The sequence below is a fragment of the Escherichia coli genome, assembly GCF_036503815.1.
Taxonomy (GTDB): Bacteria; Pseudomonadota; Gammaproteobacteria; order Enterobacterales; family Enterobacteriaceae; genus Escherichia; species Escherichia coli_F.
In genome coordinates this window covers 2,951,774-2,972,743 of sequence record NZ_AP027764.1, presented here as the reverse complement: position 1 = coordinate 2,972,743, position 20,970 = coordinate 2,951,774, and the positions used below count along the sequence as shown (strand labels likewise).

The window sequence follows — 20,970 nt, the reverse complement described above, 5'->3', positions numbered from 1 at the left end:
GGACACGGAAACGTTCTCATTATTCCACTGCAAGCCTTGTTATAGCAAGATGACTTTTACCATTTATCACCCGCTTACTCACAGTTTTTTCACTTCTTAATGGTGATTGGTTTAATAACCATCAATAAAGTGATGACGTAGTGAAGTAATAAGGTGCAAAACTAAATATAAGCATAGAAAAATGAGTGGCGCGAATCCTGTTGGCTAATTAGAATCGCCCACCATGAAAACAGAGACTCCATCCGTAAAAATTGTTGCTATCACCGCTGACGAAGCGGGGCAACGTATCGATAACTTTTTGCGTACCCAATTGAAAGGCGTACCAAAAAGTATGATTTACCGTATTTTGCGTAAAGGCGAAGTGCGGGTGAACAAAAAACGTATTAAGCCTGAATATAAACTCGAAGCGGGTGATGAGGTGCGTATCCCACCGGTTCGCGTTGCTGAGCGGGAAGAAGAGGCGGTTTCGCCACATCTGCAAAAGGTGGCAGCGCTGGCGGACGTCATCTTATATGAAGATGAGCATATCCTGGTGCTGAATAAACCTTCCGGTACGGCGGTACATGGCGGCAGTGGTTTAAGCTTCGGCGTTATCGAAGGTTTGCGGGCGTTGCGCCCGGAAGCGCGGTTCCTTGAACTGGTTCATCGTCTCGACCGGGACACTTCCGGTGTGTTGCTGGTAGCGAAAAAACGCTCGGCGTTGCGTTCTCTGCATGAGCAATTACGTGAAAAAGGGATGCAAAAAGATTACCTGGCGCTGGTGCGCGGTCAGTGGCAGTCGCATGTGAAGAGCGTACAAGCGCCGTTGCTGAAAAATATTCTGCAAAGCGGCGAACGTATCGTGCGTGTGAGTCAGGAAGGTAAACCGTCGGAAACACGCTTTAAAGTGGAAGAACGCTATGCATTTGCCACCCTGGTGCGTTGTAGCCCGGTAACTGGGCGTACTCATCAGATCCGTGTGCATACACAGTATGCGGGTCATCCGATTGCCTTTGACGATCGCTACGGTGACCGTGAATTTGATAGACAGCTCACTGAAGCAGGCACGGGATTAAATCGTCTGTTCCTGCACGCCGCAGCGTTGAAGTTTACCCATCCGGGAACCGGTGAGGTGATGCGTATCGAAGCGCCGATGGATGAAGGTTTGAAGCGTTGTTTGCAAAAGCTGCGTAACGCGCGCTAATACAAGCATATAAACCTGATAATGGGCGGTTGGCCTGATAAGGCGTTTACGCCGCATCAGGCCGCCAGCACCGATTGCCGGATGCGACATACCTGCATCCGGCGTAAAAAACTATCCCATTAGCGGGTTTTTCCCTTCCCGACGTAACATCTGACACAGCGCGATTAGCGGTAAACCAACCAGCGTGTTAGGGTCACGCCCTTCTAAACGCTCAAACAGCGTAATGCCAAATCCTTCACTCTTAAAGCTACCCGCGCAGTGCAGGGGATGCTCCTTACGCACGTAATTATCAATCTCCGCCTCGCTCAGGTGACGGAAATGGACGTCAAAAGGCTCCACTTCTGTTTGCAGATGCCCATTCGCCGAATTAAACAACGCCAGTCCAGTATAGAAGGTGACGATATTGCCGCTGGCTTTGCGTAATTGCAGACGGGCATTTTCTTCCGTTAACGGTTTACCGGTGATTTCGCCATCAAGAACACATACCTGGTCTGAACCAATAATTAAATGATCCGGATAACGTGACGCCAGAGATTGCGCTTTTTCTTGTGCCAGTCGAAGCACCAACTGTCGCGGTGATTCGTCGCTGCGTGGGGTTTCGTCGACCTCGGGTGCTGCACATTCAAAAGAGATTTGCAGTTTTTCCAGAAGAGCGCGACGCCAGGGCGAGGTGGAGGCTAAAATAAGTTTAGGCATATTTTTTTCCATCAGATATAGCGTATTGATGATAGCCATTTTAAACTATGCGCTTCGTTTTGCAGGTTGATGTTCGTTATCAGCACTGAACGAAAATAAAGCAGTAACCCGCAATGTGTGCGAATTATTGGCAAAAGGCAACCACAGGCTGCCTTTTTCTTTGACTCTATGACGTTACAAAGTTAATATGCGCGCCCTATGCAAAAGGTAAAATTACCCCTGACTCTCGATCCGGTTCGTACGGCTCAAAAACGCCTTGATTACCAGGGTATCTATACCCCTGATCAGGTTGAGCGCGTCGCCGAATCCGTAGTCAGTGTGGACAGTGATGTGGAATGCTCCATGTCGTTCGCTATCGATAACCAACGTCTCGCAGTGTTAAACGGCGATGCGAAGGTGACGGTAACGCTCGAGTGTCAGCGTTGCGGGAAGCCGTTTACTCATCAGGTCTACACAACGTATTGTTTTAGTCCTGTGCGTTCAGACGAACAGGCTGAAGCACTGCCGGAAGCGTATGAACCGATTGAGGTTAACGAATTCGGTGAAATCGATCTGCTTGCAATGGTTGAAGATGAAATCATCCTCGCCTTGCCGGTAGTTCCGGTGCATGATTCTGAACACTGTGAAGTGTCCGAAGCGGACATGGTCTTTGGTGAACTGCCTGAAGAAGCGCAAAAGCCAAACCCATTTGCCGTATTAGCCAGCTTAAAGCGTAAGTAATTGGTGCTCCCCGTTGGATCGGGGATAAACCGTAATTGAGGAGTAAGGTCCATGGCCGTACAACAGAATAAACCAACCCGTTCCAAACGTGGCATGCGTCGTTCCCATGACGCGCTGACCGCAGTCACCAGCCTGTCTGTAGACAAAACTTCTGGTGAAAAACACCTGCGTCACCACATCACTGCCGACGGTTACTACCGCGGCCGCAAGGTCATCGCTAAGTAATCACGCGTCTGCGTGATGAAGCTTAGTGAGGATTTTCCCCAGGCAACTGGGGAAAGACCAAACCGGGCGGCGACGATACCTTGACACGTCTAACCCTGGCGTTAGATGTCATGGGAGGGGATTTTGGCCCTTCCGTGACAGTGCCTGCAGCATTGCAGGCACTGAATTCTAATTCGCAACTCACTCTTCTTTTAGTCGGCAATCCCGACGCCATCACGCCATTACTTGCTAAAGCTGACTTTGAACAACGTTCGCGTCTGCAGATTATTCCTGCGCAGTCAGTTATCGCCAGTGATGCCCGGCCTTCGCAAGCTATCCGCGCCAGTCGTGGGAGTTCAATGCGCGTGGCCCTGGAGCTGGTGAAAGAAGGTCGAGCGCAAGCCTGTGTCAGTGCCGGTAATACCGGGGCGCTGATGGGGCTGGCAAAATTATTACTCAAGCCCCTGGAGGGGATTGAGCGTCCGGCGCTGGTGACGGTATTACCGCATCAGCAAAAGGGCAAAACGGTGGTCCTCGATTTAGGGGCCAACGTCGATAGTGACAGTACAATGTTGGTGCAATTTGCCATTATGGGCTCAGTTCTGGCTGAAGAGGTGGTGGAAATTCCCAATCCTCGCGTGGCGTTGCTCAATATTGGTGAAGAAGAAGTAAAGGGTCTCGACAGTATTCGGGATGCCTCAGCGGTGCTTAAAACAATCCCTTCTATCAATTATATCGGCTATCTTGAAGCCAATGAGTTGTTAACTGGCAAGACAGATGTGCTGGTTTGTGACGGCTTTACAGGAAATGTCACATTAAAGACGATGGAAGGTGTTGTCAGGATGTTCCTTTCTCTGCTGAAATCTCAGGGTGAAGGGAAAAAACGGTCGTGGTGGCTACTGTTATTAAAGCGTTGGCTACAAAAGAGCCTGACGAGGCGATTCAGTCACCTCAACCCCGACCAGTATAACGGCGCCTGTCTGTTAGGATTGCGCGGCACGGTGATAAAAAGTCATGGTGCGGCCAATCAGCGAGCTTTTGCGGTCGCGATTGAACAGGCAGTGCAGGCGGTGCAGCGACAAGTTCCTCAGCGAATTGCCGCTCGCCTGGAATCTGTATACCCAGCTGGTTTTGAGCTGCTGGACGGTGGCAAAAGCGGAACTCTGCGGTAGCAGGACGCTGCCAGCGAACTCGCAGTTTGCAAGTGACGGTATATAACCGAAAAGTGACTGAGCGTACATGTATACGAAGATTATTGGTACTGGCAGCTATCTGCCCGAACAAGTGCGGACAAACGCCGATTTGGAAAAAATGGTGGATACCTCTGACGAGTGGATTGTCACTCGTACCGGCATCCGCGAACGCCACATTGCTGCACCAAACGAAACCGTTTCAACCATGGGCTTTGAAGCGGCGACACGCGCAATTGAGATGGCGGGCATTGATAAAGACCAGATTGGCCTGATCGTTGTGGCAACGACTTCTGCTACGCACGCTTTCCCGAGCGCAGCATGTCAGATTCAAAGCATGTTGGGTATTAAAGGTTGCCCGGCATTTGACGTTGCAGCAGCTTGCGCAGGTTTCACCTACGCGTTAAGCGTAGCCGATCAATACGTGAAATCTGGGGCGGTGAAGTATGCTCTGGTCGTCGGTTCCGATGTACTGGCGCGCACCTGTGATCCAACAGATCGCGGGACTATTATTATTTTTGGCGATGGCGCGGGCGCTGCGGTGTTGGCTGCCTCTGAAGAGCCGGGAATCATCTCTACCCATCTGCACGCCGATGGTAGCTATGGTGAATTGCTGACGCTGCCTAATGCTGACCGTGTGAATCCAGAGAATTCAATTCATCTGACGATGGCGGGCAACGAAGTCTTCAAGGTTGCGGTAACGGAACTGGCTCACATCGTTGATGAGACGCTGGCGGCAAATAATCTTGACCGTTCTCAACTGGACTGGCTGGTTCCGCATCAGGCTAACCTGCGTATTATCAGTGCAACGGCGAAAAAACTCGGCATGTCGATGGACAATGTCGTGGTGACGCTGGATCGCCACGGTAATACCTCTGCGGCCTCTGTCCCGTGCGCGCTGGATGAAGCTGTACGTGACGGGCGCATTAAGCCGGGGCAGTTGGTTCTGCTTGAAGCCTTTGGCGGTGGATTCACCTGGGGCTCCGCGCTGGTTCGTTTCTAGGATAAGGATTAAAACATGACGCAATTTGCATTTGTGTTCCCTGGACAGGGTTCTCAAACCGTTGGAATGCTGGCTGATATGGCGGCGAGCTATCCCATTGTCGAAGAAACGTTTGCTGAAGCTTCTGCGGCGCTGGGTTATGACCTGTGGGCGCTGACTCAGCAGGGGCCAGCCGAAGAACTTAATAAAACCTGGCAAACTCAGCCAGCGCTGTTGACTGCATCAGTTGCGCTGTACCGCGTATGGCAGCAGCAGGGCGGTAAAGCACCAGCGATGATGGCCGGTCACAGCCTCGGGGAATACTCTGCGCTGGTTTGCGCTGGTGTGATTGATTTCGCTGATGCGGTGCGTCTGGTTGAGATGCGCGGCAAGTTCATGCAAGAAGCCGTACCGGAAGGAACGGGCGCTATGGCGGCAATCATCGGTCTGGATGATGCGTCTATTGCGAAAGCGTGTGAAGAAGCTGCAGAAGGTCAGGTGGTTTCTCCGGTAAACTTCAACTCTCCAGGCCAGGTGGTAATTGCGGGACATAAAGAAGCCGTTGAGCGTGCTGGAGCTGCCTGTAAAGCTGCAGGCGCAAAACGCGCGCTGCCGTTGCCAGTGAGCGTACCGTCTCACTGTGCGCTGATGAAACCGGCAGCCGACAAACTGGCAGTAGAATTAGCGAAAATCACCTTTAACGCACCAACAGTTCCTGTTGTGAATAACGTTGATGTGAAATGCGAAACCAATGGTGATGCCATCCGTGACGCACTGGTACGTCAGTTGTATAACCCGGTTCAGTGGACGAAGTCTGTTGAATACATGGCAGCGCAAGGCGTAGAACATCTCTATGAAGTCGGCCCGGGCAAAGTGCTTACTGGCCTGACGAAACGCATTGTCGACACCCTGACCGCCTCGGCGCTGAACGAACCTTCAGCGATGGCAGCGGCGCTCGAGCTTTAAAAGAGGAAAATCATGAATTTTGAAGGAAAAATCGCACTGGTAACCGGTGCAAGCCGCGGAATTGGCCGCGCAATTGCTGAAACGCTCGCAGCCCGTGGCGCGAAAGTTATCGGCACTGCGACCAGTGAAAATGGCGCTCAGGCGATCAGTGATTATTTAGGTGCCAACGGCAAAGGTCTGATGTTGAATGTGACCGATCCAGCATCTATCGAATCTGTTCTGGAAAAAATTCGCGCAGAATTTGGTGAAGTGGATATCCTGGTCAATAATGCCGGTATCACTCGTGATAACCTGTTAATGCGAATGAAAGATGAAGAGTGGAACGATATTATCGAAACCAACCTTTCATCTGTTTTCCGTCTGTCAAAAGCGGTAATGCGCGCTATGATGAAAAAGCGTCATGGTCGCATTATCACTATCGGTTCTGTGGTTGGTACCATGGGAAATGGCGGTCAGGCCAACTACGCTGCGGCGAAAGCGGGCTTGATCGGCTTCAGTAAATCACTGGCGCGCGAAGTTGCGTCACGCGGTATTACTGTAAACGTTGTTGCTCCGGGCTTTATTGAAACGGACATGACACGTGCGCTGAGCGATGACCAGCGTGCGGGTATCCTGGCGCAGGTTCCTGCGGGTCGCCTCGGCGGTGCACAGGAAATCGCCAACGCGGTTGCATTCCTGGCATCCGACGAAGCAGCTTACATCACGGGTGAAACTTTGCATGTGAACGGCGGGATGTACATGGTCTGACCGCGATTTGCACAAAATGCTCATGTTGCGCGCAGTCTGCGTGGTTATGAGTAATAATTAGTGCAAAATGATTTGCGTTATTGGGGGGTAAGGCCTCAAAATAACGTAAAATCGTGGTAAGACCTGCCGGGATTTAGTTGCAAATTTTTCAACATTTTATACACTACGAAAACCATCGCGAAAGCGAGTTTTGATAGGAAATTTAAGAGTATGAGCACTATCGAAGAACGCGTTAAGAAAATTATCGGCGAACAGCTGGGCGTTAAGCAGGAAGAAGTTACCAACAATGCTTCTTTCGTTGAAGACCTGGGCGCGGATTCTCTTGACACCGTTGAGCTGGTAATGGCTCTGGAAGAAGAGTTTGATACTGAGATTCCGGACGAAGAAGCTGAGAAAATCACCACCGTTCAGGCTGCCATTGATTACATCAACGGCCACCAGGCGTAAGTGAACATCTCCAGGCGGTCGTTCGACCGCCTGAGTTTTATCTTTTTGTCCCACTAGAATCATTTTTCCCTCCCTGGAGGACAAACGTGTCTAAGCGTCGTGTAGTTGTGACCGGACTGGGCATGTTGTCTCCTGTCGGCAATACCGTAGAGTCTACCTGGAAAGCTCTGCTTGCCGGTCAGAGTGGCATCAGCCTAATCGACCATTTCGATACTAGCGCCTATGCAACGAAATTTGCTGGCTTAGTAAAGGATTTTAACTGTGAGGACATTATCTCGCGCAAAGAACAGCGCAAGATGGATGCCTTCATTCAATATGGAATTGTCGCTGGCGTTCAGGCCATGCAGGATTCTGGCCTTGAAATAACGGAAGAGAACGCAACCCGTATTGGTGCCGCAATTGGCTCCGGGATTGGCGGCCTCGGACTGATCGAAGAAAACCACACATCTCTGATGAATGGTGGCCCACGTAAGATCAGCCCATTCTTCGTTCCGTCAACGATTGTGAACATGGTGGCAGGTCATCTGACTATCATGTATGGCCTGCGTGGCCCAAGCATCTCTATCGCGACTGCCTGTACTTCTGGCGTGCACAACATCGGTCATGCTGCGCGTATTATCGCGTATGGCGATGCTGACGTGATGGTTGCAGGTGGCGCAGAGAAAGCCAGTACGCCGCTGGGCGTTGGTGGTTTTGGCGCGGCACGTGCATTATCTACCCGCAATGATAACCCGCAAGCGGCGAGCCGCCCGTGGGATAAAGAGCGCGATGGTTTCGTACTGGGCGATGGTGCCGGTATGCTGGTACTGGAAGAGTACGAACACGCGAAAAAACGCGGGGCGAAAATTTACGCTGAACTCGTTGGCTTTGGTATGAGCAGCGATGCTTACCATATGACGTCACCGCCAGAAAACGGCGCAGGCGCAGCTCTGGCAATGGCAAATGCTCTGCGTGATGCAGGCATTGAAGCGAGTCAGATTGGCTACGTTAACGCGCACGGTACTTCTACACCGGCTGGCGATAAAGCTGAAGCGCAGGCTGTTAAAAGCATCTTCGGTGAAGCTGCCAGCCGTGTGTTGGTGAGCTCCACGAAATCTATGACCGGTCACCTGTTAGGTGCGGCGGGTGCAGTAGAGTCTATCTACTCCATCCTGGCACTGCGCGATCAGGCTGTTCCGCCAACCATCAACCTGGATAATCCGGATGAAGGTTGCGATCTGGATTTCGTACCGCACGAAGCGCGTCAGGTTAGCGGAATGGAATACACGCTGTGTAACTCCTTCGGCTTCGGTGGTACTAATGGTTCTTTGATCTTTAAAAAGATCTAAGTTGTCATTTCCCACCCTTATAAAAGGTCCGCTTGCGGGCCTTTTTTCTTAGCTTTTATTCCGACTTGTTCTGTAGTGAACATGCTGCCACACTAACAATTCTCTGATAAGGAGCCGGTATGTTCTTAATTAACGGTCATAAACAGGAATCGCTGGCAGTAAGCGATCGAGCAACGCAGTTTGGTGATGGTTGTTTTACCACCGCCAGAGTTATCGACGGTAAAGTCAGTTTGTTATCGGCACATATCCAGCGACTACAGGATGCTTGCCAGCGGTTGATGATTTCCTGTGACTTCTGGCCTCAGCTTGAACAAGAGATGAAAACGCTGGCAGCAGAACAGCAGAATGGTGTGCTGAAGGTCGTGATCAGTCGCGGTAGTGGCGGGCGAGGGTACAGCACATTGAACAGCGGACCGGCAACGCGGATTCTCTCCGTTACGGCTTATCCTGCACATTACGATCGTTTGCGTAACGAGGGGATGATGTTGGCGCTAAGCCCGGTGCGGCTGGGGCGCAATCCTCATCTTGCAGGTATTAAACATCTTAATCGGCTTGAACAAGTATTGATTCGCTCTCATCTTGAGCAGACAAATGCCGATGAGGCGTTGGTCCTTGACAGCGAAGGGTGGGTTACGGAATGCTGTGCGGCTAATTTGTTCTGGCGGAAGGGCAATGTAGTTTATACGCCGCGACTGGAGCAGGCAGGTGTTAACGGCATTATGCGACAATTCTGTATCCGTTTACTGGCACAATCCTCTTATCAGCTTGTCGAAGTGCAAGCCACTCTGGAAGAGGCGTTGCAGGCAGATGAGATGGTTATTTGTAATGCGTTAATGCCAGTGATGCCCGTACGTGCCTGTGGCGATGTCTCCTTTTCGTCAGCAACGTTATATGAATATTTAGCCCCACTTTGTGAGCGCCCGAATTAGTCATGAAAAAAGTGTTATTGATTATCTTGTTATTGCTGGTGGTACTGGGTATCGCCGCTGGTGTGGGCGTCTGGAAGGTTCGCCATCTTGCCGACAGCAAATTGCTTATCAAAGAAGAGACGATATTTACCCTGAAGCCAGGGACCGGACGTCTGGCGCTCGGTGAACAGCTTTACGCCGATAAGATCATCAATCGCCCACGGGTTTTTCAATGGCTGCTGCGTATCGAACCGGATCTTTCTCACTTTAAAGCCGGGACTTACCGCTTTACACCGCAGATGACCGTACGTGAGATGCTGAAATTGCTGGAAAGCGGTAAAGAAGCACAGTTCCCTCTGCGACTGGTAGAAGGGATGCGTTTGAGCGATTACCTCAAGCAATTGCGTGAGGCCCCGTATATCAAACACACGCTGAGCGACGATAAGTACGCCACCGTAGCGCAGGCACTTGAACTGGAAAACCCGGAGTGGATTGAAGGTTGGTTCTGGCCAGACACCTGGATGTATACCGCCAATACCACCGATGTCGCGTTACTCAAGCGAGCGCACAAGAAAATGGTGAAAGCGGTCGATAGCGCCTGGGAAGGGCGTGCGGACGGTCTGCCTTATAAAGATAAAAACCAGTTGGTGACGATGGCATCAATTATCGAAAAAGAAACCGCCGTTTCCAGCGAACGCGATCAGGTTGCCTCGGTATTTATCAACCGTTTACGCATTGGTATGCGCCTGCAGACCGACCCGACCGTGATTTACGGGATGGGAGAGCGTTATAATGGCAAACTTTCTCGTGCAGACCTGGAAACGCCGACAGCGTATAACACCTATACCATTACCGGTTTGCCGCCAGGTGCGATAGCGACGCCGGGGGCGGATTCGCTGAAGGCTGCTGCGCATCCGGCAAAAACGCCGTATCTCTATTTTGTGGCCGATGGTAAAGGTGGTCACACGTTTAATACCAATCTTGCCAGTCATAACAAGTCTGTGCAGGATTATCTGAAAGTGCTTAAGGAAAAAAATGCGCAGTAAGTATATCGTCATTGAGGGGCTGGAAGGCGCAGGCAAAACTACCGCGCGTAACGTGGTGGTTGAGACGCTCGAGCAACTGGGTATCCGCGACATGGTTTTCACTCGGGAACCTGGCGGTACGCAACTTGCCGAAAAGTTAAGAAGCCTGGTGCTGGATATCAAATCGGTAGGCGATGAAGTCATTACCGATAAAGCCGAAGTTCTGATGTTTTATGCCGCGCGCGTTCAACTGGTAGAAACGGTCATCAAACCTGCGCTGACTAACGGCACCTGGGTGATTGGCGATCGCCACGATCTCTCCACTCAGGCGTATCAGGGCGGCGGACGTGGTATTGACCAACATATGCTGGCAACATTGCGTGATGCTGTTCTCGGGAATTTTCGCCCCGACTTAACGCTCTATCTCGATGTTACCCCGGAAGTTGGCTTAAAACGCGCGCGTGCGCGCGGCGAGCTGGATCGTATTGAGCAAGAGTCTTTCGATTTCTTTAATCGCACCCGCGCCCGCTATCTGGAACTGGCAGCACAAGATAAAAGCATTCATACCATTGATGCCACCCAGCCGCTGGAGTCCGTGATGGATGCAATCCGCACTACCGTGACCAATTGGGTGAAGGAGTTGGACGCATGAGATGGTATCCATGGTTACGACCTGATTTCGAAAAACTGGTAGCCAGCTATCAGGCCGGAAGAGGTCACCATGCGCTACTCATTCAGGCGTTACCGGGTATGGGTGAGGATGCTTTAATCTACGCCCTGAGCCGTTATTTACTCTGCCAACAACCGCAGGGCCACAAAAGTTGCGGTCACTGTCGTGGATGTCAGTTGATGCAGGCTGGCACGCATCCCGATTATTACACCCTCGCTCCCGAAAAAGGGAAAAATGCGCTGGGCATTGATGCGGTACGTGAAGTCACCGAAAAGTTAAATGAGCACGCACGCTTAGGTGGTGCGAAAGTTGTCTGGGTAACCGATGCTGCCTTACTGACTGACGCCGCGGCTAACGCATTGCTGAAAACGCTTGAAGAGCCGCCAGCAGAAACCTGTTTTTTCCTTGCTACCCGCGAGCCTGAACGTTTACTGGCAACATTACGTAGTCGTTGTCGGTTACATTACCTTGCGCCGCCGCCGGAACAGTACGCCGTGACCTGGCTTTCACGCGAAGTGACAATGTCACAGGATGCATTACTTGCCGCATTGCGCTTAAGCGCCGGTTCGCCTGGTGCGGCACTGGCGTTGTTTCAGGGAGATATCTGGCAGGCTCGTGAAACATTGTGTCAGGCGCTGGCATATAGCGTGCAATCGGGCGACTGGTATTCGCTGCTAGCGGCCCTTAATCATGAACAAGCTCCAGCGCGTTTACACTGGCTGGCAACGTTGCTGATGGATGCGCTAAAACGCCATCATGGCGCTGCGCAGGTTACCAATGTTGATGTGCCGGGCCTGGTCGTCGAACTGGCAAACCATCTTTCTCCCTCGCGTCTGCAGGCTATACTGGGGGATGTTTGCCACATTCGTGAACAGTTAATGTCTGTCACAGGTATTAACCGCGAGCTTCTCATCACCGATCTTTTACTGCGTATTGAGCATTACCTGCAACCGGGCGTTGTGCTACCGGTTCCTCATCTTTAAGAGAGACATCATGTTTTTAGTCGACTCACACTGCCATCTCGATGGTCTGGATTATGAATCTTTGCATAAGGACGTGGATGACGTTCTGGCGAAAGCCGCCGCACGCGATGTGAAATTTTGTCTGGCAGTCGCCACAACATTACCGGGTTATTTACACATGCGGGATCTGGTAGGTGAACGTGACAACGTCGTATTTTCTTGTGGCGTGCATCCACTCAACCAGAATGATCCCTACGATGCAGAAGATTTACGCCGTCTGGCGGCAGAAGAGGGCGTTGTTGCGCTGGGTGAAACCGGGTTGGATTATTATTACACGCCGGAAACTAAAGTACGGCAGCAAGAGTCCTTCATCCATCATATCCAGATTGGTCGTGAACTGAACAAGCCGGTTATCGTCCACACCCGTGACGCCCGCGCCGATACGCTGGCAATTCTGCGCGAAGAAAAAGTGACGGATTGCGGTGGCGTACTACACTGTTTTACAGAGGACAGAGAAACGGCGGGTAAATTACTGGATCTCGGATTTTACATCTCCTTTTCCGGCATTGTGACCTTCCGTAATGCGGAGCAACTGCGCGATGCCGCGCGTTATGTCCCCCTCGATCGGTTACTGGTAGAAACTGACTCACCTTACCTTGCACCGGTTCCGCATCGAGGAAAAGAGAATCAACCTGCGATGGTTCGTGACGTTGCAGAATACATGGCTGTGTTGAAAGGTGTTGCCGTTGAAGAACTGGCGCAGGTAACCACCGATAACTTCGCCCGTCTGTTTCACATCGACGCTTCCCGCCTTCAATCCATCCGTTGAATGAGTTTTTTTAAAGCTCGTAATTAATGGCTAAAACGAGTAAAGTTCACCGCCGAAAATTGGGCGGTGAATAACCACGTTTGAAATATTGTGACATATGTTTTGTCAAAATGTGCAACTTCTCCAATGATCTGAAGTTGAAACGTGATAGCCGTCAAACAAATCGGCACTGAATTATTTTACTCTGTGTAATAAATAAAGGGCGCTTAGATGCCCTGTACACGGCGAGGCTCTCCCCCCTTGCCACGCGTGAGAACGTAAAAAAGCACCCATACTCAGGAGCACTCTCAATTATGTTTAAGAATGCATTTGCTAACCTGCAAAAGGTCGGTAAATCGCTGATGCTGCCGGTATCCGTACTGCCTATCGCAGGTATTCTGCTGGGCGTCGGTTCCGCGAATTTCAGCTGGCTGCCCGCCGTTGTATCGCATGTTATGGCAGAAGCAGGCGGTTCCGTCTTTGCAAACATGCCACTGATTTTTGCGATCGGTGTCGCCCTCGGCTTTACCAATAACGATGGCGTATCCGCGCTGGCCGCAGTTGTTGCCTATGGCATCATGGTTAAAACCATGGCCGTGGTTGCGCCACTGGTACTGCATTTACCTGCTGAAGAAATCGCCTCTAAACACCTGGCGGATACTGGCGTACTCGGGGGGATCATCTCCGGTGCGATCGCAGCGTACATGTTTAACCGTTTCTACCGTATTAAGCTGCCTGAGTATCTTGGCTTCTTTGCCGGTAAACGCTTTGTGCCGATCATTTCAGGCCTGGCTGCCATCTTTACTGGCGTTGTGCTGTCCTTCATTTGGCCGCCTATTGGTTCTGCAATCCAGACCTTCTCTCAGTGGGCTGCTTACCAGAACCCGGTAGTTGCGTTTGGCATTTACGGTTTCATCGAACGTTGCCTGGTACCGTTTGGTCTGCACCACATCTGGAACGTACCTTTCCAGATGCAGATTGGTGAATACACCAACGCTGCAGGTCAGGTTTTCCACGGCGACATTCCGCGTTATATGGCGGGTGACCCGACTGCGGGTAAACTGTCTGGCGGCTTCCTGTTCAAAATGTACGGTCTGCCAGCTGCCGCAATTGCTATCTGGCACTCTGCTAAACCGGAAAACCGCGCGAAAGTGGGCGGTATCATGATCTCCGCGGCGCTGACCTCGTTCCTGACCGGTATCACCGAGCCGATCGAGTTCTCCTTCATGTTCGTTGCGCCGATCCTGTACATCATCCACGCGATTCTGGCAGGCCTGGCATTCCCTATCTGTATTCTTCTGGGGATGCGTGACGGTACGTCGTTCTCGCACGGTCTGATCGACTTCATCGTTCTGTCTGGTAACAGCAGCAAACTGTGGCTGTTCCCGATCGTCGGTATCGGTTATGCAATTGTTTACTACACCATCTTCCGCGTGCTGATTAAAGCACTGGATCTGAAAACGCCGGGTCGTGAAGACGCGACTGATGATGCAAAAGCGACAGGTACCAGCGAAATGGCACCGGCTCTGGTTGCTGCGTTTGGTGGTAAAGAAAACATCACTAACCTCGACGCATGTATTACCCGTCTGCGCGTCAGCGTTGCTGATGTGTCTAAAGTGGATCAGGCTGGCCTGAAGAAACTGGGCGCAGCGGGCGTAGTGGTTGCTGGTTCTGGTGTTCAGGCGATTTTCGGTACTAAATCCGATAACCTGAAAACCGAGATGGATGAGTACATCCGTAACCACTAATCCGTAAGACGTTGGGGAGACTAAGGCAGCCAGATGGCTGCCTTTTTTACAGGTGTTATTCAGAATTGATACGTGCCGGTAATGCTGAAATTACGCGGTGCGCCGTAGACGATAGAACCTTCCACGTTGGTATCGTAGGTTTTGTCGAACAGGTTATTGACGTTCCCCTGTAACGAGAAGTTTTTCGTCACCTGGTAGCGGGTGAAGAGATCCACCAGCGCGTAGCTACCTTGCTCGGCGCGGAAGGTGCCATATGGTGTCACGGTGTCGGTATACACGCGATTTTGCCAGTTAACACCACCGCCGACCGTCAACTCTGGCATGACAGGTAACCGATAGCTGGTGAACATTTTAACCGTGGTGCGTGGCAGATTAGGATTAACGGCGTTTCCTTCGTTATCTTCTGCAATATAGCGCGTTGCGCCAAACGTCAGCTGCCAGTTGTCGGTAATTGCGCCGTTGAGTTCAAATTCCACACCTTTACTGACTGTCCCATCCACCGCTTTATAGGCGGTTTCGCCGTTGCTGCCGGGGATAGGTGTACCGGTGGACTGAGCGACATTATCCTGCTCAATACGGAAGATGGCTAACGTGGTGGTCAGACGGCTATTCATCCAGTCCGATTTCAGACCCAGCTCGTAGTTGTTACCGGTGATTGGAGCCAGATATTTGCCTGAACTGTCACGATCATTTTGCGGCTGGAAAATAGAGGTATAGCTGGCGTAGGTCGACCAGTTGTCATTAATGTCAAACACCAGACCAGCATAAGGCGTGGTGTGGTTTTTCTCCATGCTGTAAGTCAGCGTATCAACCCGCCAGTTGGTATAACGTGCGCCGAGGATCAGATGCAGCGGATCGGCAAGGGTGACACGAGTGGCAGCATATAACGATTTCATATGTGTGGTATCGTCCTGCGCCAGACTCTGTGGTGACCAGTCGGTTTGTGGGAAATTGCCATTAAAGTTGTAGAAACTGCCAATTTCATCCGGGAAGATGTTGGCCCATGAACTGAAGTAACGATTGTTTTGTTTGCTGTAACTGCCACCAAACATGAGATTGTGCTGACGACCAAACAATTCATAACTACCGTCAGCGAACAAATCCAGCGCATCAACTTTACGTTTGCCGCTGTTCCAACCGGTGCCGCCGACATAATCAAAGCCAGGTCCATAATTACTGTATGGCCCAACCAGCATACCATCCGCTTTGTTTACATAGGCGTCGACATACATCATTTTGCTGTCAAATTCGACTTCGGAGTGGGTGGCATTCAGTGTCGCTTGCCAGGTATCAGCAAACCGCTGCTTCAGGGTCATAAAGACCTTGTTGATCTCTTTATCGTTGTACGCCCAGTCAGGTGCGGTACTGCGTGCGCGATCGTAACTGTTGCTGCTGCCATCAGTATTCCAGCGCGGTAAACCGCCCCACGTTGGGCTATTAACATCAATGCGCTGATATTCGTAACCGGCTGAAAGCGTCGTAAGATCGCCTAAATCAGCATCAACAATGCCAGAGAAGAAGGTCTTTTCACTGTTGTAGCGGTCCAGCCATGAGTCGTTATTCTGGTAGCCGCCGACAATTCGCGCGCGGATTTTACCATCTTCGGTGAGTGGACTTTGTAAATCCGCCACATACCGTTCTTTGTTCCAGCTACCGTATTCTGCCGAGACATCGCCTTTAAATTCACGACTGGTCGCGTGTTTTCGAACCATATTAATTGCCGCAGATGGATTACCCGTACCGGTCATGAGTCCTGTCGCGCCACGCACTACTTCTACGCGTTCAAACAGTGCCATATCAGAAAGTGCGTCGCCCAGATTCCAGCGCGATTCAAAATAGGTGGGGATACCATCAACCATATAGTTATCGATCTGGAATCCGCGGGAATAATAAAGAGCACGATCGGAATCCGCCTGACTTTTGCTGATCCCCAGCGTGTTTTCCATCACTTCGCCCAGCGTTTGCAACTGCTGATCTTCCATCCGCTGCTGACTAACAATAGTGACCGACTGAGGAATATCACGTTGAGTCATCTGCATTTTGGTACCCGCAGAGGTAGACGTTACGCTGTAATCATTTTCGTCATCAACTGGAGTAGTGGCGGAACCCTCAACAATCACCGTTTCTTCAGTGGCTGGTGCAGCAAAAGCGGCGGAAGGTAAGAGTGCCAGTGCTATGCAACCGGCAAGTAGTGACGGTTTGGAGGTGGTTTGATGTTGATTATCCCTGTTAAATTGTGTTGAAAGCATTTGAAATCTCTTGGTTTATGTTGTCGTCAGGCTCATGCAGGAGGAGGATGATGAGCGGTTATATTTAGTGTGCGAATAATTTTGCATGCAAATGCAAATGAGAAATATACGCATTCATATTTGACGTGTAAACCAAACAAAGAATGTCTTTTCAGCGAATTCGCAGGCAGAAATGGGAATAATGGCGATATATACGGCAGCAAAACGATTTTTTGCTTAAGAAATCGTGAGTTAAGGTTGAAAGAGCAGGTTTAACTCGACCATACTCTATACTCGCAGTATGGCGCGGCGTAGCATGGCGCAACGCATGGCTATTTGAAAAAGGAAAATGTCGTGGCAGAAGAAACTATATTTAGCAAAATTATTCGTCGTGAGATCCCCTCCGATATCGTCTACCAGGATGATCTGGTAACGGCGTTTCGCGATATTTCGCCGCAAGCGCCAACGCATATTCTGATCATTCCAAATATCCTCATTCCGACTGTGAACGACGTGTCTGCTGAGCATGAGCAGGCGCTGGGACGCATGATCACCGTAGCGGCAAAAATTGCTGAGCAAGAAGGTATTGCCGAAGATGGCTATCGTCTGATCATGAACACCAATCGCCATGGCGGACAAGAGGTGTATCACATCCATATGCACTTGTTGGGTGGCCGTCCGCTGGGACCAATGCTGGCGCATAAAGGTCTGTAACGATGAGAAAAGGATGCTTTGGGCTGGTGTCTCTGGCGTTGTTAGTGCTGGTGGGCTGTCGTTCACATCCGGAAATTCCGGTGAATGATGAGCAATCGCTGGTGATGGAGTCATATTTATTGGCTGCGGGCATCAGTGCAGAAAAGCCCGTCCTTTCGACGTCTGATATTCAACCTTCAGCATCCTCAACGCTTTATAACGAAAGGCAAGAACCCGTTACCGTTCATTATCGTTTTTTCTGGTATGACGCCAGAGGACTTGAGATGCATCCTCTGGAAAGGCCACGCAGCGTTACCATTCCCGCACATTCGGCGGTAACGCTATACGGCAGCGCCAATTTTCTGGGGGCGCACAAAGTCAGACTTTATCTATATTTGTAAGGGGTGAATCTTGATGATAAAAATGAGTCGCTACGCTTTGATTGCCGCGCTGGCGATGTTTCTCGCCGGGTGTGTGGGGCAACGTGAACCTGCACCGGTAGAAGAAGTGAAACCAGCGCCGGAACAACCTGCCGAGCCACAACAGCCTGTGCCCACGGTGCCATCGGTGCCGACGATCCCGCAGCAGCCAGGGCCAATTGAGCATGAAGATCAAACCGCACCGCCTGCGCCGCATATTCGCCATTATGACTGGAATGGCGCAATGCAGCCGATGGTCAGTAAAATGCTTGGGGCTGACGGTGTGACTGCGGGTAGCGTCCTGCTGGTTGATAGTGTTAACAACCGTACTAACGGTTCGCTGAATGCCGCAGAAGCGACCGAAACGCTGCGCAATGCGCTGGCTAATAACGGTAAATTTACCCTGGTTTCCGCCCAGCAGCTGTCGATGGCGAAGCAACAGTTAGGTTTGTCGCCGCAGGACAGTTTAGGTACCCGTAGTAAAGCCATAGGCATTGCCCGCAATGTCGGCGCTCATTACGTGCTGTACTCCAGCGCCTCTGGCAACGTTAACGCTCCGACCCTACAAATGCAGCTGATGCTGGTGCAGACGGGTGAAATTATCTGGTCAGGTAAAGGTGCCGTTTCGCAGCAATAATCCCATCACGCGCGACGAATTGCTGTCGCGCTTTTTCCCGCAATTTCATCCCGTCACGACGTTTAATAGTGGGCTTAGTGGCGGGAGTTTTCTCATTGAACATCAGGGCCAGCGTTTTGTTGTGCGTCAGCCGCACGATCCTGATGCGCCGCGGTTCGCGTTCTTGCGCCAGTATCGGGCTTTATCACAACTACCCGCATGCATTGCACCGAAGTCGCATTTATATCTCCGTGACTGGATGGTGGTCGACTATCTGCCCGGCGAGGTAAAAACGTATTTGCCGGATCCCAACGAACTGGCAGGCTTGCTGTATTATCTACATCAACAACCGCGTTTTGGCTGGCGAATAACTCTGTTGCCGTTACTGGAACTGTACTGGCAGCAAAGCGATCCGGCGCGGCGGACAGTGGGTTGGCTGCGAAGGTTAAAACGTCTGCGCAAAGCGCGGGAACCACGGCCTTTACGCTTAAGTCCATTGCATATGGATGTCCACGCCGGAAATTTAGTGCATAGCGCGTCAGGGTTAAAACTCATCGACTGGGAGTATGCCGGAGATGGTGATATCGCGCTGGAACTGGCGGCGGTGTGGGTGGAAAATACTGACCAGCACCGGCAATTGGTCAATGACTATGCCACTCGCGCGAAGATTTATCCGGCGCAATTATGGCGTCAGGTCAGGCGATGGTTTCCCTGGTTGCTGATGCTCAAAGCAGGGTGGTTTGAGTACCGCTGGCGACAAACCGGCGATCAACAATTTATCAGGCTGGCCGATGACACCTGGCGGCAGCTATTAATAAAACAATAAGGAGAGCAGTGTGGGTCCAGTAATGTTGGATGTCGAAGGTTACGAGCTGGACGCGGAAGAGCGTGAAATACTGGCGCATCCGCTGGTGGGAGGGCTGATTCTCTTTACGCGTAACTATCATGATCCTGCCCAGTTACGTGAACTGGTGCGCCAGATCCGCGCAGCTTCGCGCAATCATCTGGTGGTGGCGGTTGATCAGGAAGGTGGACGCGTGCAGCGTTTTCGTGAAGGTTTTACCCGCTTGCCAGCGGCACAATCATTTGCTGCGCTGTTGGGAATGGAAGAAGGCGGAAAACTGGCGCAAGAGGCAGGTTGGTTAATGGCCAGCGAAATGATTGCTATGGATATTGATATCAGCTTTGCGCCAGTGCTGGACGTCGGGCATATCAGCGCGGCGATTGGTGAGCGTTCTTATCATGCCGATCCCGAAAAAGCCCTGGCAATTGCCAGCCGGTTTATTGATGGTATGCATGAAGCCGGAATGAAAACTACCGGGAAACACTTCCCAGGACACGGTGCAGTAACGGCAGACTCACACAAAGAGACGCCGCATGACCCTCGTCCACGAGCGGAAATTCGTGCCAAAGATATGTCGGTATTCAGCACATTAATCCGTGAAAATAAACTCGACGCCATTATGCCTGCGCATGTGATCTACAGTGATGTAGATCCGCGTCCGGCGAGTGGTTCTCCCCACTGGCTGAAAACCGTTTTACGCCAGGAACTGGGTTTTGACGGCGTGATTTTCTCCGATGATTTATCGATGGAAGGTGCCGCGATTATGGGCAGTTATGCCGAACGCGGGCAGGCATCACTGGATGCGGGTTGCGATATGATCCTGGTCTGCAATAATCGTAAAGGGGCCGTCAGCGTGTTAGATAATCTGTCACCGATCAAGGCAGAACGTGTTACACGTTTGTATCATAAAGGTTCATTTTCGCGACAGGAACTGATGGACTCGGCTCGCTGGAAAGAGATCAGCGCCCGTCTGAATCAGTTACATGAACGCTGGCAGGAAGAGAAAGCAGGTCACTAACCCTGGCTTATGTGAGGAAGCGATGATTATCTATTTACACGGTTTTGACTCTAACAGTCCGGGTAACCACGAGAAAGTCTTACAATTGCAGTTTATTGACCCGGATGTACGCTTGATAAGCTACAGTACGCGGCATCCGAAACATGATATGCAGCATCTGCTCAAAGAAGTGGACAAAATGCTGCAACTAAACGTCGATGAGCGTCCGCTGATATGCGGCGTTGGTCTGGGCGGATACTGGGCGGAGCGAATTGGTTTTCTTTGCGATATCCGCCAGGTGATCTTCAATCCTAATTTGTTCCCTTATGAGAACATGGAAGGCAAGATTGATCGCCCGGAAGAGTATGCCGATATTGCCACTAAGTGTGTGACCAACTTCCGCGAGAAGAATCGCGATCGTTGTCTGGTGATTTTGTCGCGTAACGATGAAGCGCTTAACAGCCAGCGGACATCTGAAGAGTTGCATCATTATTACGAGATTGTCTGGGACGAAGAGCAGACGCACAAATTCAAGAATATCTCCCCGCATTTGCAGCGCATTAAAGCGTTCAAAACCCTCGGTTAAATG

23 protein-coding genes are annotated in these 20,970 nt (G+C 51.1%); 21 read left to right on the top strand and 2 right to left on the bottom strand.

From position 1 onward, the window contains the following. Positions 1-223 precede the first annotated feature (223 nt). Entirely contained in the window at positions 224-1,183 is a 960-nt protein-coding gene (gene rluC, locus AABJ99_RS14270; protein ID WP_000846356.1) for a 23S rRNA pseudouridine(955/2504/2580) synthase RluC, read from the top strand. Between the two features lie 111 nt (positions 1,184-1,294). On the opposite strand, the gene yceF is transcribed toward rluC, so the two are convergent. Further along, on the bottom strand, positions 1,295-1,879 hold the full coding sequence (gene yceF, locus AABJ99_RS14265) for a 7-methyl-GTP pyrophosphatase (RefSeq protein ID WP_001125202.1): 585 nt from the start codon (positions 1,877-1,879) through the stop codon (positions 1,295-1,297). A gap of 198 nt (positions 1,880-2,077) precedes the next feature. On the opposite strand from yceF, the gene yceD reads away from it, so the two are divergent. The 14 genes from yceD (at position 2,078) to ptsG (ending at position 14,584) form a co-directional block, all read left to right on the top strand. Then, a complete protein-coding gene (gene yceD, locus AABJ99_RS14260) occupies positions 2,078-2,599 on the top strand; it encodes a 23S rRNA accumulation protein YceD (RefSeq protein ID WP_001174481.1) in 522 nt (173 codons plus the stop codon). 51 nt (positions 2,600-2,650) lie between these two features. Then, the gene (rpmF, locus tag AABJ99_RS14255; RefSeq protein ID WP_000290727.1) at positions 2,651-2,824 is read left to right on the top strand and encodes a 50S ribosomal protein L32; all 174 of its coding nucleotides are present in this window, start codon (positions 2,651-2,653) and stop codon (positions 2,822-2,824) included. An 80-nt stretch (positions 2,825-2,904) separates the two neighbouring features. Further along, positions 2,905-3,975: a phosphate acyltransferase PlsX gene (gene plsX, locus AABJ99_RS14250; protein ID WP_072039644.1), complete on the top strand. Its 1,071-nt coding sequence runs from the start codon at positions 2,905-2,907 to the stop codon at positions 3,973-3,975. A 67-nt stretch (positions 3,976-4,042) separates the two neighbouring features. Next, positions 4,043-4,996, top strand: a complete 954-nt coding sequence (gene fabH / locus AABJ99_RS14245; RefSeq protein WP_000288127.1) for a beta-ketoacyl-ACP synthase III — start codon at positions 4,043-4,045, stop codon at positions 4,994-4,996. 15 nt (positions 4,997-5,011) lie between these two features. Further along, a complete protein-coding gene (gene fabD, locus AABJ99_RS14240) occupies positions 5,012-5,941 on the top strand; it encodes an ACP S-malonyltransferase (RefSeq protein WP_000191372.1) in 930 nt (309 codons plus the stop codon). Positions 5,942-5,953: 12 nt separating this feature from the next. Further along, positions 5,954-6,688 (top strand): 3-oxoacyl-ACP reductase FabG, encoded by a 735-nt coding sequence (fabG, locus tag AABJ99_RS14235; RefSeq protein WP_001008535.1) that lies wholly within the window; start codon positions 5,954-5,956, stop codon positions 6,686-6,688. Between the two features lie 210 nt (positions 6,689-6,898). Beyond that, the gene (gene acpP / locus AABJ99_RS14230; RefSeq protein ID WP_000103754.1) at positions 6,899-7,135 is read left to right on the top strand and encodes an acyl carrier protein; all 237 of its coding nucleotides are present in this window, start codon (positions 6,899-6,901) and stop codon (positions 7,133-7,135) included. Between the two features lie 86 nt (positions 7,136-7,221). After that, a complete protein-coding gene (gene fabF / locus AABJ99_RS14225) occupies positions 7,222-8,463 on the top strand; it encodes a beta-ketoacyl-ACP synthase II (RefSeq protein WP_000044678.1) in 1,242 nt (413 codons plus the stop codon). Between the two features lie 119 nt (positions 8,464-8,582). Beyond that, on the top strand, positions 8,583-9,392 hold the full coding sequence (gene pabC / locus AABJ99_RS14220) for an aminodeoxychorismate lyase (protein ID WP_032302863.1): 810 nt from the start codon (positions 8,583-8,585) through the stop codon (positions 9,390-9,392). A gap of 2 nt (positions 9,393-9,394) precedes the next feature. Further along, complete coding sequence (gene yceG / locus AABJ99_RS14215) at positions 9,395-10,417, top strand: cell division protein YceG (protein ID WP_000756841.1); 1,023 nt, start codon at positions 9,395-9,397, stop codon at positions 10,415-10,417. Then, positions 10,407-11,048, top strand: a complete 642-nt coding sequence (gene tmk, locus AABJ99_RS14210; protein WP_039021667.1) for a dTMP kinase — start codon at positions 10,407-10,409, stop codon at positions 11,046-11,048. The genes yceG and tmk overlap by 11 nt, the downstream gene beginning before the upstream one ends. Further along, positions 11,045-12,049, top strand: a complete 1,005-nt coding sequence (gene holB, locus AABJ99_RS14205; RefSeq protein ID WP_338387363.1) for a DNA polymerase III subunit delta' — start codon at positions 11,045-11,047, stop codon at positions 12,047-12,049. Before tmk ends, holB begins: the two co-directional genes overlap by 4 nt. 10 nt (positions 12,050-12,059) lie before the next feature. Continuing rightward, positions 12,060-12,857: a metal-dependent hydrolase gene (ycfH, locus tag AABJ99_RS14200; RefSeq protein ID WP_039021669.1), complete on the top strand. Its 798-nt coding sequence runs from the start codon at positions 12,060-12,062 to the stop codon at positions 12,855-12,857. 293 nt (positions 12,858-13,150) lie between these two features. Next, positions 13,151-14,584: a PTS glucose transporter subunit IIBC gene (ptsG, locus tag AABJ99_RS14195; RefSeq protein WP_000475716.1), complete on the top strand. Its 1,434-nt coding sequence runs from the start codon at positions 13,151-13,153 to the stop codon at positions 14,582-14,584. Positions 14,585-14,643: 59 nt separating this feature from the next. On the opposite strand, the gene fhuE is transcribed toward ptsG, so the two are convergent. After that, positions 14,644-16,833, bottom strand: coding sequence for a ferric-rhodotorulic acid/ferric-coprogen receptor FhuE (gene fhuE / locus AABJ99_RS14190; protein WP_039021670.1), 2,190 nt, complete (start codon positions 16,831-16,833; stop codon positions 14,644-14,646). Positions 16,834-17,166: 333 nt separating this feature from the next. Between fhuE and hinT the strand changes: the two genes are divergently transcribed. From hinT to ycfP, 6 genes are read left to right on the top strand one after another with little or no spacing between them, the layout of a single operon-like run. Further along, complete coding sequence (gene hinT, locus AABJ99_RS14185; RefSeq protein WP_000807125.1) at positions 17,167-17,526, top strand: purine nucleoside phosphoramidase; 360 nt, start codon at positions 17,167-17,169, stop codon at positions 17,524-17,526. A gap of 2 nt (positions 17,527-17,528) precedes the next feature. Further along, positions 17,529-17,906 carry a YcfL family protein gene (ycfL, locus tag AABJ99_RS14180; protein WP_039021671.1) on the top strand — a complete coding sequence of 126 codons (378 nt, stop codon included), beginning with the start codon at positions 17,529-17,531 and terminating at the stop codon, positions 17,904-17,906. A gap of 13 nt (positions 17,907-17,919) precedes the next feature. Beyond that, positions 17,920-18,561 (top strand): penicillin-binding protein activator LpoB, encoded by a 642-nt coding sequence (gene lpoB, locus AABJ99_RS14175; RefSeq protein ID WP_000594311.1) that lies wholly within the window; start codon positions 17,920-17,922, stop codon positions 18,559-18,561. After that, positions 18,542-19,366: a thiamine kinase gene (gene thiK, locus AABJ99_RS14170; RefSeq protein WP_039021672.1), complete on the top strand. Its 825-nt coding sequence runs from the start codon at positions 18,542-18,544 to the stop codon at positions 19,364-19,366. The genes lpoB and thiK overlap by 20 nt, the downstream gene beginning before the upstream one ends. 10 nt (positions 19,367-19,376) lie before the next feature. Beyond that, positions 19,377-20,402: a beta-N-acetylhexosaminidase gene (gene nagZ, locus AABJ99_RS14165; RefSeq protein WP_039021673.1), complete on the top strand. Its 1,026-nt coding sequence runs from the start codon at positions 19,377-19,379 to the stop codon at positions 20,400-20,402. Positions 20,403-20,424: 22 nt separating this feature from the next. Next, complete coding sequence (ycfP, locus tag AABJ99_RS14160; RefSeq protein WP_000587933.1) at positions 20,425-20,967, top strand: alpha/beta hydrolase YcfP; 543 nt, start codon at positions 20,425-20,427, stop codon at positions 20,965-20,967. The last annotated feature ends 3 nt before the right edge of the window (positions 20,968-20,970 follow it).

Bases quoted from the DNA above. Each gene is read 5' to 3' on its own strand.
- acpP (WP_000103754.1), top strand. From the start codon at position 6,899: ATGAGCACTATCGAAGAACGCGTTAAGAAAATTATCGGCGAACAGCTG.
- yceG (WP_000756841.1), top strand. From the start codon at position 9,395: ATGAAAAAAGTGTTATTGATTATCTTGTTATTGCTGGTGGTACTGGGT.
- holB (WP_338387363.1), top strand. From the start codon at position 11,045: ATGAGATGGTATCCATGGTTACGACCTGATTTCGAAAAACTGGTAGCC.
- rluC (WP_000846356.1), top strand. From the start codon at position 224: ATGAAAACAGAGACTCCATCCGTAAAAATTGTTGCTATCACCGCTGAC.
- fabD (WP_000191372.1), top strand. From the start codon at position 5,012: ATGACGCAATTTGCATTTGTGTTCCCTGGACAGGGTTCTCAAACCGTT.
- pabC (WP_032302863.1), top strand. From the start codon at position 8,583: ATGTTCTTAATTAACGGTCATAAACAGGAATCGCTGGCAGTAAGCGAT.
- tmk (WP_039021667.1), top strand. From the start codon at position 10,407: ATGCGCAGTAAGTATATCGTCATTGAGGGGCTGGAAGGCGCAGGCAAA.
- ycfP (WP_000587933.1), top strand. From the start codon at position 20,425: ATGATTATCTATTTACACGGTTTTGACTCTAACAGTCCGGGTAACCAC.
- ycfH (WP_039021669.1), top strand. From the start codon at position 12,060: ATGTTTTTAGTCGACTCACACTGCCATCTCGATGGTCTGGATTATGAA.
- lpoB (WP_000594311.1), top strand. From the start codon at position 17,920: ATGATAAAAATGAGTCGCTACGCTTTGATTGCCGCGCTGGCGATGTTT.
- yceF (WP_001125202.1), bottom strand. From the start codon at position 1,879: ATGCCTAAACTTATTTTAGCCTCCACCTCGCCCTGGCGTCGCGCTCTT.
- fabG (WP_001008535.1), top strand. From the start codon at position 5,954: ATGAATTTTGAAGGAAAAATCGCACTGGTAACCGGTGCAAGCCGCGGA.
- fabH (WP_000288127.1), top strand. From the start codon at position 4,043: ATGTATACGAAGATTATTGGTACTGGCAGCTATCTGCCCGAACAAGTG.
- ptsG (WP_000475716.1), top strand. From the start codon at position 13,151: ATGTTTAAGAATGCATTTGCTAACCTGCAAAAGGTCGGTAAATCGCTG.
- fhuE (WP_039021670.1), bottom strand. From the start codon at position 16,833: ATGCTTTCAACACAATTTAACAGGGATAATCAACATCAAACCACCTCC.
- yceD (WP_001174481.1), top strand. From the start codon at position 2,078: ATGCAAAAGGTAAAATTACCCCTGACTCTCGATCCGGTTCGTACGGCT.
- ycfL (WP_039021671.1), top strand. From the start codon at position 17,529: ATGAGAAAAGGATGCTTTGGGCTGGTGTCTCTGGCGTTGTTAGTGCTG.
- rpmF (WP_000290727.1), top strand. From the start codon at position 2,651: ATGGCCGTACAACAGAATAAACCAACCCGTTCCAAACGTGGCATGCGT.